General features: G+C 64.7%; 10 protein-coding genes and 3 pseudogenes. 9 read left to right on the top strand and 4 right to left on the bottom strand.

Annotated elements, in window-relative coordinates; genetic code table 11:
• Nucleotides 1–211: 211 nt before the first annotated feature.
• Both Q427_RS13140 and Q427_RS13135 read right to left on the bottom strand, forming a co-directional pair.
• Nucleotides 212–658, bottom strand: a complete 447-nt coding sequence (locus tag Q427_RS13140) for an Rrf2 family transcriptional regulator (RefSeq protein WP_043514552.1) — start codon at nt 656–658, stop codon at nt 212–214.
• Between the two features lie 52 nt (nt 659–710).
• Nucleotides 711–1,127 (bottom strand): YbaN family protein, encoded by a 417-nt coding sequence (locus tag Q427_RS13135; protein ID WP_051496352.1) that lies wholly within the window; start codon nt 1,125–1,127, stop codon nt 711–713.
• A 49-nt stretch (nt 1,128–1,176) separates the two neighbouring features.
• Here Q427_RS13135 and Q427_RS13130 point away from each other — a divergent pair, with 49 nt between their 5' ends.
• Both Q427_RS13130 and hemN read left to right on the top strand, forming a co-directional pair.
• Nucleotides 1,177–2,376, top strand: coding sequence for an NnrS family protein (locus tag Q427_RS13130; RefSeq protein WP_081785988.1), 1,200 nt, complete (start codon nt 1,177–1,179; stop codon nt 2,374–2,376).
• 107 nt (nt 2,377–2,483) lie between these two features.
• Complete coding sequence (gene hemN, locus Q427_RS13125; RefSeq protein ID WP_043514551.1) at nt 2,484–3,869, top strand: oxygen-independent coproporphyrinogen III oxidase; 1,386 nt, start codon at nt 2,484–2,486, stop codon at nt 3,867–3,869.
• A 209-nt stretch (nt 3,870–4,078) separates the two neighbouring features.
• Here hemN and ytfE read toward each other — a convergent pair whose 3' ends face one another.
• Nucleotides 4,079–4,735: an iron-sulfur cluster repair protein YtfE gene (gene ytfE / locus Q427_RS13120; protein ID WP_043514549.1), complete on the bottom strand. Its 657-nt coding sequence runs from the start codon at nt 4,733–4,735 to the stop codon at nt 4,079–4,081.
• A gap of 179 nt (nt 4,736–4,914) precedes the next feature.
• On the opposite strand from ytfE, the gene norR reads away from it, so the two are divergent.
• The 4 genes and pseudogenes from norR (at nt 4,915) to Q427_RS13100 (ending at nt 10,289) form a co-directional block, all read left to right on the top strand.
• Nucleotides 4,915–6,444, top strand: coding sequence for a nitric oxide reductase transcriptional regulator NorR (gene norR, locus Q427_RS13115; protein WP_043514556.1), 1,530 nt, complete (start codon nt 4,915–4,917; stop codon nt 6,442–6,444).
• Nucleotides 6,445–6,698: 254 nt separating this feature from the next.
• Entirely contained in the window at nt 6,699–7,181 is a 483-nt protein-coding gene (ubiT, locus tag Q427_RS13110) for a ubiquinone anaerobic biosynthesis accessory factor UbiT (RefSeq protein WP_051496351.1), read from the top strand.
• Nucleotides 7,182–7,230: 49 nt separating this feature from the next.
• Nucleotides 7,231–9,341 (top strand): annotated as a pseudogene (locus Q427_RS13105) (adenosylcobalamin-dependent ribonucleoside-diphosphate reductase).
• Nucleotides 9,342–9,524: 183 nt separating this feature from the next.
• Entirely contained in the window at nt 9,525–10,289 is a 765-nt protein-coding gene (locus Q427_RS13100) for a hypothetical protein (RefSeq protein ID WP_043514547.1), read from the top strand.
• Nucleotides 10,290–10,585: 296 nt separating this feature from the next.
• On the opposite strand, the gene Q427_RS13095 is transcribed toward Q427_RS13100, so the two are convergent.
• Nucleotides 10,586–11,233 (bottom strand): DeoR/GlpR family DNA-binding transcription regulator, encoded by a 648-nt coding sequence (locus Q427_RS13095; protein WP_331280635.1) that lies wholly within the window; start codon nt 11,231–11,233, stop codon nt 10,586–10,588.
• A 277-nt stretch (nt 11,234–11,510) separates the two neighbouring features.
• On the opposite strand from Q427_RS13095, the gene Q427_RS13090 reads away from it, so the two are divergent.
• From Q427_RS13090 to deoA, 3 genes and pseudogenes are all read left to right on the top strand, one after another.
• Complete coding sequence (locus Q427_RS13090; RefSeq protein ID WP_043514545.1) at nt 11,511–12,785, top strand: NupC/NupG family nucleoside CNT transporter; 1,275 nt, start codon at nt 11,511–11,513, stop codon at nt 12,783–12,785.
• A 64-nt stretch (nt 12,786–12,849) separates the two neighbouring features.
• Nucleotides 12,850–13,621, top strand: a pseudogene (gene deoC, locus Q427_RS30130) (deoxyribose-phosphate aldolase).
• Nucleotides 13,621–14,738 (top strand): annotated as a pseudogene (gene deoA / locus Q427_RS13080) (thymidine phosphorylase); the annotation flags it as partial. The pseudogenes deoC and deoA, both read left to right, overlap by 1 nt.

Below are 14,738 nucleotides of genomic sequence, written 5' to 3'. Positions count from 1 at the left end.
GGCTCGGCCTGGGCTGTGGCTGTGAAGGCGAGGGCGGCAGCGCCGGCCAACAGGGCGGCAGTCACTTTTTTCATGGGTTCTCCTGGTATAGCGAGGTCACGGTTGGTACGGGTTGACAGTGAAGCCAGTCGTTACTTGGGTCAGGCCCATCTCCAGACTGCCTTCGATGCTATTGCCAATATTGCCATGCCAACAGCAAGCATCGGCAAATCTATTGTGGTGTTGACGGAATCTGCATCAGCTTGGCCAGCTGTGGCTGACGTCGGCCCAATACGTCGGCCAGGGTATAGCTATCCAGCACGGCCATGAACGCAGCCATTGCCTCGTTCAGGATCGGCTTGAGGCGACAGGCCGGCGTGATGACGCACTCATTCGAATCTCGGAAGCACTCCACCAGGCCAAGCTCATGCTCGGTATCGCGAATCAGGCCGCCCAGCGAGATGGTTTCAGGGGAGCGGTTCAGCAGCATACCCCCGTTCTTGCCGCGTATGGTAATGATGTAGCCGCGGTGGCTGAGATCCTGTACCACTTTCATCAGGTGGTTGCGCGACACGCCGAAGCTTTCGGCAATTTCATGAATGGTGGCACGCTCCTCGCCCTTGACGGCGAGGTAGATGAGGACACGCAGCGCGTAATCGGTATACCGGGTCAGGTGCATGGGTTATCCCGTTGTCAGAGGCTTGATAAGAGTCAAATAAAATGTATTAACGTCATCGTACTCTGGAATTAAGCTCCGGTAACCCCGCAGGGCGGGAGGGTGCGGCATCGGGTCGCGTCAGCACGAAGGTGGCCACACCGCAGAACATCAACGCCGTCAGCGCCAGGACCATGGGCGGCGCGCTTCCCAGCCACAGCACCAGCCAGCTGAATGCCAACAGCATCACCGCCAGCCGCTTCGCCCTGCGCGGAATGGCGCGCTGCGCCTGCCAGGCATTCAGGGTGGGGCCGATACGGGGGTGCTGCCACAGCCAGCGTGCCAGGCGCGGCGACCCCTTGGGGGCAGCCCAGGCGGCCACCAGCAGGAATGGCGTGGTGGGCAGCAGCGGCACCACGATACCCGCAGTCCCCAGGCCGATGCAGCCATAGGCCAGGGTGCGCCAGGCAAAACGCGAAACCATGTTGGTCATATCGACCTCGCGGATTGGCAGTGGGTAAACTAAGGAGTATTTTATATGCATGTTTAAGAGCAATGCAAAATTCTTCGCGCCAGAGACCAGGCGAAAGCCTGTATCCACCGCGCTGCGACAGCCGGCCTGGCGCTGGTTCTTTCCCTTGGCAGCACTGCACGCAGCGCTGGTGGTGCCGCTGTCGCTGCTCGCCCTCTACCATGGGTGGGACATCTTGTCGCAGCTGGCGTCGCCGGCCGCCCATGCCCGTGAGTTGCTGTTCGGCTTCGCCCTGGCCGTCATCGCCGGCTATCTGCTAGGGCCGCTGTCACGGCGGTTGCAGGGGGGGCTGGTGGGCCTGTGGCTGGTGGGTCGGCTGGGCATCCTCGATTGGCCGGGAGGCGCGCTGGCAACCCTGGCCGATGCGCTCTTTGCCCTGTGGCTGGCCGGCTTGCTGGTGCCCCGATTCCTCGCCGCCAAGAAGTGGCGCAACCGTATTCTCTCCCCGCTGCTGGGACTGATCTGCCTGCTGGCAGTGGTGACGCTGACCTGGCGTTACCTGGATGACATGCCGACCACGGCACCGCTGATGCACCAGAGCGTGCTGTGGCTGGTATTGCTGATGACCTTCATGGGCGGGCGGATCATCGCGCCGGCCGTCAATGGCTACCTGTCGAGCCGCGATCGGTTAGCGGGAGCCGGCGTGCAACCGCAAATCGAGTCGGCACTGATCATTCTGCTGGGGCTCTCGCCCTTCATGATGCTGTGGGCGACTCTGCGACCGCTGGCGGCGGGACTGGTGCTGGCGGCSGGGCTGCTGGTGCTGTGGCGTGTGATGCGCTGGGGACCTGGCCGCTGCCGCGAGCGCCCGGACCTGCTGGTGTTGATGCTGGGCTATACCTGGCTCGGCATCGGGCTTCTGCTGCTGGCTCGCACCTGGTGGGTGCCGGTGCATGCGAGTACGGCGCTGCACATCTTTACCATTGCCGCCCTGGGCACGCTCTCCAGCGTCATCATGCTGCGCCACGTGATACTGCGCGCCAGGCAGCGGCCCGAGTCGGAGTGGGCGCTGGTGCCGTTGGCCGGGCTGTTTGCCACCGCCGCCATTCTGCGGCTCTGGGCGCTGGAGGCCGGTAGTGCCTGGCTGGTCATCCTATGGGGGTCGGCACTGCTCTGGAGCCTGGCGTGGCTGCTGGTGGCTTGGCGGCTGCGCTACTGGCTGGCGCGGCTCCCTACCGGTCGGCCAGTACAAACGCGTCCCGGTAATTGATCACGGACAAGAGTCGGGCGGGCGCACGCAGACGACACGTTTCGCCGATGTCATACTGGTGGCATAGGCAATGGCCATGCCCCCTTATCAAGAGGCTGTTTTCGATCATGCAAGACGATCTGCTGTTCAATCGCCCCCTGGTGGAGAAGTACGACCGTCCGGGGCCGCGCTATACCTCCTATCCCACGGCGCCCCAGTTCCATGCGGCCTTCGCCGAAGATGACTATCGCGCCGCCGCCGAGCGCAGCAACCGGGTCGCCGCCCCCAAGCCGCTGTCGGTCTACGTGCATATCCCCTTCTGCAAGAGCCTCTGCTACTACTGCGCCTGCAACAAGATCATCACCCACAATACCGACCGGGCGGCGGAATACCTGGCCTGGCTTCAGCGTGAGGTCGAGGCCCAGGGGGCGCTGTTCGACGAGACACGGCGCATGACCCAGCTGCATCTTGGCGGCGGTACGCCCACCTACCTGAGCAATGCCCAGCTGGGGGAGCTGATGGCGGCACTGGACGAGGCTTTCCACTTCGCGCCGGTGGAAGAGCGCGAGTTTTCCCTGGAGGTGGATCCGCGTACGGTGACCCCCGATCAGATCCATGAACTCCATGACCTGGGCTTCAACCGTCTCAGCTTCGGTGTCCAGGACTTCGACGAGGATGTGCAGAAAGCCGTCAATCGCGTGCAGAGCGAGGAGCAGGTGGTGTCGCTGGTCAAGGCAGCCCGCGACGCCGGCTTCGAGTCGATCAGCGTCGACCTGATCTACGGCCTGCCGCTGCAGACCGTGGCGAGCTTCGATACCACCCTGGACAAGATCATTGCGCTGCGCCCGGATCGCATCGCTGCGTACAGCTATGCGCACCTGCCGGACCTGTTCAAGGCCCAGCGGCTCATCCGCCCCGAGGACATGCCGCCGCCGGAGCGCAAGCTTGAGCTGCTCGAGCTGACCATTCGGCGCTTGACCGCGGCCGGCTACGTCTACATCGGCATGGATCACTTCGCCCTGCCCGAGGACGAGCTGTCCCTGGCCAAGGAGAACGGCACCCTTCAGCGCAACTTCCAGGGCTATTCCACCCATGCGGACTGCGACATGATCGGGCTCGGCATCACATCCATCGGCAAGGTGGGGGACAGCTACAGCCAGAACGTCAAGGAGACCGCCCAGTATCAGCACCGGCTCGAGGAGGGGCGGCTGCCGGTCATGCGAGGCTATCGACTCAACGACGATGACCGGCTGCGTCGCGATGTGATCAATGCCCTGATGTGCCACGGACGGATCGTGTTCGGCGACATCGAAGCGCGACACGACATCGTTTTCCGAGACTATTTTGCCGATGCGCTGGATCAACTCGAGGAGATGCAGGCCGACGGTCTGCTGGCGATCCGTGACGGTGAAATCGAGGTGCAGCCCGCCGGGCGACTGATGATGCGCAATATGGCCATGGCCTTCGATGCCTACCTGAGGCCTAATGAAGGGCGCTTCTCGCGCACGGTCTGATGGCCAGGAGATGACCAACGTAAACGGCGCCCCGCGGGGCGCCGTTTGCGTAGCGGGGTGTGCTTAGGGAAGCGCTGCACAAATCGACGAGCGAGATGATGCGCAAGGCGCACGGAGCACAGGAACCGGAGCATATGGGGTATATGTGAGGATTCCGAGCACCGCGCAACGCAGCGATTCGCTCGCGCAGGCATTTGTGCAGTGTTTCCTCAGCCGGCCCGTTCGAACAGCAAATTGTTCTCCAGATGAATGTGCTGCATCAGGTCTTCGCGGAACTCGTTGAGACCGGTATATAGCGCACGCCAGGTGGTACAGGCCCCCTTGGGGGGTGTGATGTTGTCGGTCAGCGCCATGACCTCGTCGAGATTTTCGCCGTGGTCGTCGTGCTCCTGGCGCATGACCGCGATCGGCCCCTGAGCCTGGGCGGCCATGCCGCTGCGCAGCATGGGGAACAGGATCTGCTCCTCCTTCTGCATGTGGCTCTCCATCTCCTGGAAGATGACCGAGAGTAAGTCGGCCAGCCCATTGGGGCAGGTGTCGCGCTCGCCATGTACCTGCTCCACACGACGCGCCATGCGGATCAGCTCAGGCAGCTGCTGGCGATGCACGTCATGGTACCGGGTCAGGATATGATCGATCAGCTCGTCGTTACTGGCCGACTGCCAGTCGCGCTGGTCCGGGTTGCCGGCGGGCAGGGCTTCCAGCGCCGAAACGAGCGAGGTGAGATTGGCGCCGGCCTGCTCGGCGGCGGCTTGCAGGCTCAGGCGGCCACCACAGCAGAAGTCGATGCGATTCTGGTGAAAGACCCGGGTGGCTCCGGGGAGGTCCAGGGCGAGGCGACCGACGGGTTGTTCGAGCAGGTTCATGTGACTTCCTCAATGCAGTAGGGAGACGGTGTCTGGTTTAACTTACCTTCCACTGCTGTTGATAATGCAAGCCCCGTGCCATGATTATAGGTGTTTAACAACAGTGGTTTGCAATAATGATGGTAATTTTTACCTTGTCCAGATAGGGTATTAATTACCTTTATATGGTCATAATTACCATGCTCGACGATAGCCTGCTGGCCGACCTGGCCGCCGACCTCCCCAGCGCCGTGCGACTGCAGCGACTGGTTCGCACCCTTCGCGAGGAGTTTCGCTGTGGTGCGGTGTGCCTGCTGCATTTGCAGCAGGGGATCCTGGCTCCCGTGGCAGTGGACGGTCTGGTGCGCGAGGCCCTTGGGCGCCGCTTCGAGGTGGCCCGTCATCCGCGGCTGGCGACGATACTGGCCAGTCGCAGCACCACCTGCTTCCCCCCCGACTCCACCCTGCCCGACCCCTATGACGGCCTGGTGGAGCAGCGTCCCGGCGAACCCTTGCACGTACATGACTGCATGGGCATCAGCCTGCATGTGGAAGGCCAGCCCTGGGGCGTACTGACCCTGGATGCCCTGGTGGCCGGCACCTTCGATGCCAGGGCTCGTGCAGCACTGGCTCGCTATGCATTGCTGGTGGAGGCCGCGGTACGGGTGACGCGCATGGAGCAAGAGCTGCGGGCCCTGCACATGGCACACCATGGCGGCGGGGTGGTGCCCGTCGAGCCCAGCGTCGGCGGGGAGATTCTCGGCCACAGTGCCGCACTTCAACGCCTGCTGCAGGAGCTCGATGTGGTGGCCGAATCGGGGCTGCCGGTCTTGCTCAGTGGCGAGACCGGCGTGGGCAAGGAGTTGTTCGCCCGGCGCCTGCACCAGCGCTCGCCGCGGCGCCTGCAGCCGCTGGTGCAGGTCAACTGCGCGGCACTGCCCGAGTCGCTGGCAGAAAGCGAACTGTTCGGTCACGTGAAGGGCGCCTTCTCGGGGGCCGTCAGCGACCGAGCGGGGCGCTTCGAGGCGGCCCACGGAGGCACCCTGTTCCTCGACGAGGTGGGTGAGCTGCCGCTAAGCGTCCAGGCCAAGCTGCTGCGAGCGCTGCAGAATGGTGAGGTGCAGCGGCTGGGAGAGGATACGCCACGCCAGGTCGATGTCCGCATCCTCGCCGCCACCAATCGGCACCTGGCCGATGGGGTGCGCGACGGTCACTTTCGCGCCGACCTCTACCATCGTCTTTCGGTCTATCCGGTGGCGATCCCGCCGCTGCGTGAGCGGGAGGGGGATGTGCTGGTACTGGCCGGCCATTTTCTCGAGATCAATCGCACGCGACTCGGGGTGCGCAGCCTGCGCCTCTCGCCGGAGGCCGAGCGGGCGCTGTGCGCCTATGGCTGGCCGGGAAACGTGCGGGAGCTCGAGCATGTCATCAGCCGGGCGGCGATCAAGGCGCTGGGCCAGGGAGCGCGGCGTGATGAAATTATCACCCTGGTCCCGGAGTGGCTCGATCTCGCAAGCGGTATGACCGCCGAGGCATCGCAAGGGGGGCAGGCCGAGCCGGAAGTCGCCATGACCGGTGAATCGTTGAAAACCCAGGTCGCGGCGACCCAGCGGCGCGCCATCCGTCATGCCCTCTCGGTCAGCCACGACAACTGGGCCACGGCTGCGCGTCGACTGGGTGTCGATCCCAGTAATCTGCATAAACTTGCGCGCCGTTTAGGGATCAAATAGTTAGCGAAATGCAAGAGGTAGCGTTGAAAATAAACGCTACATCTGGTGCTTGATCGGATTCCGTGAGCTATATATGGTACACAGGCCCTCGGTCGGGGCAGTGGCACGAGCTTGACACACATCAGTGCAGACGTGCGGTATCGTGCCTAGGATGGACGGTTCTTCGGCCGCCATGGCCGCAGCCCGATTCATCGGTTCGATCCCACTGGCCGGTTCGACCCCGCTGGCCGGTTCGACACCACTGGAGAGTAGTCATGCTTCCGTTGCCCCTGTCACTTCTGCCGCGTCCGCCCGCCCCGTCCCGCTTGATCCGTGCCATCGACCCCCGGGTACCCCTGACACTGAAGCGCCACGTGATCGAACCGGTGCTCAACCGCACCTTTGCCGAGCCCCTGGAAGAGGGCGAGTTCGATGCCCTGGAAGGTCGACGCATCACGCTGCATGTGGATGACCTGGGCGTCCTGCTGACCCTGACCCTCGAGAACCAGCGGCTGGTACTGAGCCGCGAGGCCGGTGAAGCGACGATCCGGGGCGGCTGGCGCGAGTTCCTTTGTCTCGCCACCCGGCGCGAGGACCCCGATGCCCTGTTCTTTCAGCGCCGGCTGTTGATCGAGGGTGACACCGAGCTGGGGCTGACGGTCAAGAACCTGCTGGACAGTCGCGAAGAGGGGCTGGCCCAGGGGCGGCTGGGTGACTGGCTGGTGCGCCTGGAGCGAGCGGCGCGCCGCGATGATTGAGGTTTCTTTTGTTAACGAACATAGCCAACGCAGGCGGAGATAAGCCGACATGAGTACTTCCACCAAGGCCGTCAAGACATCCAATGAGGTTCCGTTGCAGGTGCCTTCCCGTGATATCTGGGACGCCAAGTACCGCCTCAAGGATCGTCATGGCCGGGCGGTCGACAAGGACGTGACAGAGACCTGGGATCGTGTGGCCCGGGCGTTGGCGGTGGTGGAAGGAGACCAGGCCGACGCCTGGCTGCCGAAGTTTCGCTGGGCGCTGGAAAACGGCGCCATACCGGCCGGACGTATCATGTCCAACGCCGGCGCCGAGGACTACAAGCCGGCGGTGAGCCTGATCAACTGTACCGTGTCGCGCACCATCCGCGATTCCATGCACGATATCCTCGACAGCGTGGTGGATGCCGGCATGACGCTCAAGGCGGGTTGCGGCATCGGCTACGAGTTCTCGACCCTGCGCCACAAGGGCGCCTTCGTGTTCGGCGCCGGTGCCGGTACCAACGGCCCGCTGGCGTTCATGGATATCTACGACAAGATGTGCTTCACGGTGGCCTCCGCCGGCGGACGCCGCGGTGCCCAGATGGGCACCTTCGATGTCGGCCATCCCGATGTGCGCAGCTTCATCGAGGCCAAGCGCGAGGCCGGCCGGCTGCGCCAGTTCAACCTCAGCCTGCTGATCACTGACGAGTTCATCGAGGCGGTGAAGCAGGATACCGACTGGCCGCTGGCCTTCCCGCTGCATGCCGGCGAGAAGGACGACGTCCAGCCCGGCGACCTGATCTACCGTGACTGGCCGGTGGTCGAGGAGGGCTACACCACCGATGACGAAGGCCGCGTGGCCTGCCGTATCGTCGAGGTGATCAAGGCCCGGGAGCTTTGGGACACCATCATGAAGTCGACCTACGACTTCGCCGAGCCGGGCTTCATCCTGATCGATCAGGTCAATCGCATGAACAACAACTGGTTCTGCGAGGAGATCCGGGCGACCAACCCCTGCGGTGAGCAGCCCCTGCCGCCGGAGGGTGCCTGCCTGCTGGGCTCGGTGAACCTGACGCGCTTCGTCATCGACCCCTTCGGCAAGAAGCCGCGCTTCGACTGGGATCGCTACCGCAAGGTGGTCGCCATCTTCACCCGCATGCTCGACAACGTGGTCGAGATCAGCGGCCTGCCGCTTGCCGGCCAGCGCAGCGAAATCGAGGCCAAGCGCCGCCACGGCATGGGCTTCCTCGGCCTGGGCTCGACCCTGACCATGCTCAAGATTCCCTACGGCTCGCCGGAGTCGCTGGCCTTTACCGAGGAGGTGAGCCGCAACCTGGCCCTCGAGGCTGGAAACAGGCGCTGGAGCTCTCCCGCGAGAAGGGCATGGCGCCGATCCTTGCCGAGGACTTCGAGATCACCCCCAAGATGCTGCGTGAGCGGCCGGAACTGGCCAAGGACGGTTACGAAGTCGGCGACAAGGTCCCCGGTCGCATCCTGCATGCCCGCTATAGTCGCTACATGCAGAAGATCGCCGAGCTTGAGCCTGAGCTGGTGGCGGCGCTGTCCGAGCACGGCGCACGCTTCACTCACCATAGCTCCATCGCACCCACCGGCACCATTTCGCTGTCGTTGGGCAACAACGCCTCCAACGGCATCGAGCCCTCGTTCTCGCACCGCTACTTCCGCAATGTCATCCAGGCGGGCAAGAAGACCAAGGAGCAGGTGGAAGTGTGCTCCTTCGAGCTGGCCGCCTATCGTCACTTCATTGCCGCCGACGCGGTGGAGAGCGACCTGCCCGACTATTTCATCACCGCCGATGCGGTGACCCCGAAGCAGCACGTGGCGGTGCAGGCGGCGGCCCAGGCATGGGTCGACTCGGCGATCTCCAAGACGGTCAACGTGCCCACCGACTTCCCCTTCGAGCAGTTTCAGGACCTTTACCTGGACGCCTACGAGAGCAAGCTCAAGGGCTGCACCACCTTCCGCTTCAATCCGGAAGCCTTCCAGGGCGTACTGGTGCGCGAGGATGACCTCAAGAACACCACCTATGTCTTCGAACTGGAAAACGGCGAGACAGTGGAACTGGCGGGCGACGAGAAGGTTGTCTACGACGGCGAGGAGCACAATGCGGCGAACCTCTATGATGCGCTGAAGGAAGGCACCTATGGAAAGTGGTAAGCCAGTGCACCTCCAACTGTCGGCAATGAGGGGCGCCGGGGGCAAGCCTAAGAGGAGGTCCGACACCATGGGTGGTGTCGGTAGCGTACAGGGAGGTATTCACAGCGCCTCCTCGCAGGCTTGCCGACGGAACAGCCCCGAGCAGTTGCACGCCGTTCAACCCTTTTCCGCAGGAGCCCGCTGATGGCCGTCGAAATTAAATCCAAGATCGTCTCCTACAGCGTCAAGAAGGCCGTGGAGGAAGCCCCCCTGGCGGATGAGAATCCGCTGACGGTGCGCATTCCGTCGCGTCCCGAGGGCACCCTGGAGGCAGTTTCCGAGAAGATCTCCTACGTCGGCGCCGAAGGCCGCAAGAAGGTCTATCTGCTGGTCTCCTTCATGCCGGTGGAAGGCGTGCTCGACGGCAAGCGGGTGGTGATCGAGCGTCCGGTGGAGTTCTTCTTCCCCTCCGGCCAGCTCTCCAGCGAACACCAGTGGATCACTGCCACCATGCGCAGCCTGTCGCTGGCCGCCCGCGGTGGCTACGTCACCCAGGCGGTGGCCGACCTGCGCAAGGTGGCCTGGGACAAGGGCCTGGTTCGCTGCGGCATGAACCGCTGGGGCAAGCCCATGTTCCATGATTCGGAAGTGGCGGCCATCGCCTGGTCGATCCAGCAGATACTCTACCGGCGCGGCTTCCTCGACCAGGACGGCAACCAGGTGTCGGTGGAGGAGCTGGTCAGCCGCTACGCCCATCGCCTGACCCACGGCCACCCCTGGCAGCCGCCCACCCTCGAGGAGGAGGCCCGGGCAGAGCAGCAGGCCAAGGCGCAGGCTCTTGCCAAGGATAAAGAGAAGGGCGAGGGCCCCACGGTGGTGGGACACTGCCCCGAGTGCCGCGGTGAGCTGATCATGATGGATGGGTGCCCGACCTGCTATGCCGGGTGTGGCTGGTCCAAGTGCGGCTGAAACTTACCTGATTACGAATATGGCTCAGCAGGCACCCGGCGGAGGCTTCGACATTGGCGCTGTCGCCAGCCTTGGCAACACCGTGGGGAGGCCTGCGGCCTCCAGTCGCGAGCTGAAGCTGCTCCTACAGCGGTGTGGCCCCTTCCGTGGAGAAAGCAGCTGTTGGAGCGCTGCTTTGCATCGCGACTGGCGCCGTCAGGCGGCGACGATCCTGGGGCCGCCGCGTTCCGGTGACATGTCGCCGTCGGTGATCACCACGTCGAAGTCGCCGAGCCGGGCGAAGTAGGCGGGGCGAATCAGCCTAGCTTGCTTTCATCGGCCACCAGCAGGCGCTGGGCCGCGCAGGCGATGGCAGCCTGCTTGGGTGCGACTTCATGGAAGTGGAAGCAGCTCACACCCTTCTGTTCGTGTACGCCGGCGGCGGAGAGAAAGGCGCGATTGATTCCCAGGCGACGAATGGAGTGGCTCATCTCGTCGTTGCCGAAGGATTGCGACGCCGGGTAATAGACTCCACCGAGCAGTACCAGGCGGACATCGGGCAGCACGCTCACCGCGTTGGCGACATTGAGCGCATAGGTCACCACCGTCAGCTGCTTGCGCCCGGCGAGCAGGCCGATCAGCGGCAGCAGGGTCGTGCCGCAGTCGATAAACAGCGTATCCCCCTCCTCGATGAAACCGGCGGCTTGCTCGCATAGGCGGCGCTTGGCCTGGAAATGGCTGTCCTTCTGCTCATCGACGCTGTAGACCGGGGCATAGTGCGGGTTGTCCGCCATCACCAGGCGACCACCCAGGAACACCATGGCGCCATCGCTGGCGGCGACGTCGCGGCGGATCGTCATCTCGGAGACACCACAGAGTCGGGCCGCCTCGCTGAGGTGGATCGTACCCCCTCTGGCCAAGGTTTCCTGCAGCCGGGCCAGGCGCATGGCGCTTCGGCCGTTCATCGAGCCTCTACCTTCTTCATCGAACCCTCCGCTTTCCCTGATGGGGCCTATGCTGAGCCAGGTAGTGCGCTTTTTCCACTCCAGCGCGTCGGGGTAGTCCCATGCTCGGCCCCGGCTGGCCCTGTGTTGACGCAAAAAATGTTGGAAAAATAACATTTGATGTTATAAATTTCCCAGACCGGCTGTCGAATCGGCTAGTCCCGGAAACCAACAACAATTCCTTGATGCTCGACTTGCTCAGGCGAGCCCACTCCCAGTGCGACTGGAAGGACTTCCCATGACTCCCATCATGAGCCTGGTCGGCATGGCAACGCTGATCGCCATTGCCCTGCTGTTTTCTACCAACCGGCGGCACATTCGCCTGCGGACCGTGGGTGGTGCCTTCGCCATCCAGGCGGGCATCGGCGCCTTCGTGCTCTACGTGCCCTTCGGTCAGGCGGTGCTGGCGACGATCTCCGCCGGCGTCAGCCAGGTGGTGCTCTACGCCAACGACGGCATCGACTTCCTCTTCGGCGGCCTGGCCGATGTCGAGAACATCGGCTTCGTCTTCGCCATCAAGGTGCTGCCGGTGATCGTCTTCTTCTCCTCGCTGATCGCCGTGCTCTACTACATCGGCATCATGCAGTGGGTGATCCGCATCATCGGCGGGGCCCTGCAGAAGGCGCTGGGCACCTCGCGCACCGAGTCGCTCTCGGCCACTGCCAACATCTTCGTCGGCCAGACCGAGGCGCCCCTGGTGGTGCGCCCCTTCATCGCCCGCATGACGCCGTCGCAGCTGTTCGCGGTGATGTGCGGCGGTCTGGCCTCGGTGGCCGGCGCCGTGCTGGCAGGCTATGCGGCACTCGGCATCCCCATGGAGTACCTGGTGGCGGCCTCCTTCATGGCGGCGCCGGGTGGGCTGCTGTTCGCTAAGCTGATCATGCCCGAGACCGAGGAGCCCGAGGACAGCATCTCCAAGGCCGAGGCGCGCCTGGAAGAGGAGGAGGACCACCCCACCAACGTGCTCGACGCGGCGGCTGCCGGCGCCACCTCGGGCCTCAAGCTTGCCGCCAATGTGGGCGCCATGCTGGTGGCCTTCATCGGGCTTATCGCCCTGGTCAACGGCATGCTGGGCGGGGTTGGTGGCTGGATCGGCATGGAGGCCCTGAGCCTGGAACTGATACTGGGCTGGCTGTTCGCCCCGCTCGCCTTCCTGCTCGGGGTGCCTTGGGAAGAGGCCACCTTGGCGGGCTCCTTCATCGGCCAGAAGCTGGTGGTCAACGAGTTCGTGGCTTATATCAACCTGGCCCCCTACCTGGACGGCGAGCAGGTGGTAGCCGCCACCGGGCAGGCAATGACCCCCTACACCATGGCGGTGCTCTCCTTCGCCCTGTGCGGCTTCGCCAACCTCTCCTCCATCGCCATCCTGCTGGGCGGGCTGGGCAGCATCGCGCCGAGTCGGCGCCACGACATCGCCCGATTCGGTCTCAAGGCGGTGCTGGCGGGTACGCTCTCCAACCTGATGTCCGCCGCCATTGCCGGCTTCTTCCTCTCGCTGGCAGCGATGACCTGATGACGAGCGTACACTTTCATTCGATGAACCCGTATTCGATGCATCCTATTTCACAGGTAGCGACATGACCGAGCTCGAGCAGGCCGCACGCCAGGCCCTGACGCTGATGGACCTCACCAGCCTCAACGACGACGACAGCGACGCCGTCATTCGCGAACTGTGCGTCCGCGCCAATACGCCGGCGGGGCACCCGGCAGCGGTGTGCGTCTTTCCCGCCTTCATCGGTACTGCCAGGATGCACTGGCCGAGCAGGGCCTGGCCGGCAAGGTGAAGGTGGCCACGGTGACCAACTTCCCCCACGGCGACGCAGACATCGAGCGTGCTGCGGCCGAGACCCGCGCGGCCATCGCCGCCGGTGCCGACGAGGTCGACGTGGTCTTCCCTTATCGCGCCCTGATGGCGGGCGATGCCGAGGTAGGCCGTGAACTGGTCGCCGCCTGCAAGCGGGAGTGCGGCGATGCCGTGCTCAAGGTGATCCTTGAAACCGGCGAGCTCAAGCAGGCGGGGCTGATCGACCGGGCCGGCATGCTCGCCATCGACGGCGGTGCCGATTTCCTCAAGACCTCCACCGGCAAGGTAGCCGTCAATGCCACCCTGGATGCCGCCAGGATCCTGCTCACCGCGATCAAGGCAAGCGGGCGCGACGTGGGCTTCAAGGCCGCCGGCGGCGTGCGTACCGCCGAGGACGCCGCCGCCTACCTGCAACTTGCCGAGCGAATCATGGGGCCGAGTGGGTTACCCCGGCGCATTTCCGCTTCGGTGCCTCGGGGCTGCTCGGCAGCCTGCTCGCGACCCTCGATATCGAGGAAGGCGAGGGCACGAAGGAGGGCTATTGATGCGTTCTCAAGCGCTGCCCCAGGAGCTGATCCGCACCAAGCGCGACGGCCAGGCGCTCTCGCCCGAGGCGATCCGCGAGCTGGTGGGCGGCATCAGCGACGGCAGCCTCTCCGATGCCCAGGTGGGCGCGCTGGCCATGGCGATCTTTCTCAACGGCATGAGCGCCGCCGAGACGGTGGCGCTGACCGAGGCGGTGCGCGACTCCGGTGAGGTGTTGGCGTGGAATGACCTGAGTTTGCCGGGACCGGTGCTCGACAAGCACTCCACCGGCGGCGTTGGCGATCTCGTCTCGCTGGTGCTGGGGCCGTGGATCGCCGCTTGCGGCGGCTACGTGCCGATGGTCTCCGGCCGTGGCCTGGGCCACACCGGCGGCACCCTGGACAAGCTTGAGGCGATACCCGGCTACGACATCGCTCCTTCGCGGGAGCGCTTTCGCACCCTGGTGCGCGAGGCGGGCGTGGCCATCGTCGGCCAGACCGCCGAACTGGCGCCGGCCGACAGGAGCTCTACGCCATCCGCGACGTTACCGCCACGGTGGAGTCGCTGCCGCTGATCGTCAGCTCGATACTCGGCAAGAAGCTCGCCTGCGGCCTCGACGCCCTGGTGATGGACGTCAAGAGCGGCAGCGGCGCCTTTATGCCCACGCCGGAAAAATCACGCGAGCTGGCGCAGACCATCGCCGAGGTGGCGAGCCGCGCTGGCACGCCGACCACCGCGCTGCTTACCGACATGAGCCAGCCGCTGGCACCCTGTGCCGGCAACGCCGTGGAGGTGCGCGAGGCRATCGCGCTGCTMACCGGGGAGAGGCGCAGTGGCCGCCTGCTCGAGGTAACCCGAACGCTTGCCGCCGAGCTGCTGCTGGCTGGGCGGCTCGAAGAGTCCCTCGAAGCCGCCCTGGCCAGGCTCGACGAAMSGCWCGCYTCGGGTGCGGTCGCCGAGCGCTTCGCGCGCATGGTGGCGGGACTGGGAGGSCCTGCCGACCTGCTCGAGCGCCACGATCGGTACCTGCCAAGGCACCTGTCGTTCGCCCCGTATACGCCGAGCGCAGCGGGCGGGTCACTCGCATGGACACTCGTGCGGTGGGGCTCGCCGTGGTAGCGCTGGGCGGCGGACGCC

It is taken from the genome of Halomonas sp. BC04, from assembly GCF_000568385.1.
Note: the sequence above shows the minus strand (reverse complement) of the source record. Positions and strands in the feature narration are given on the sequence as shown.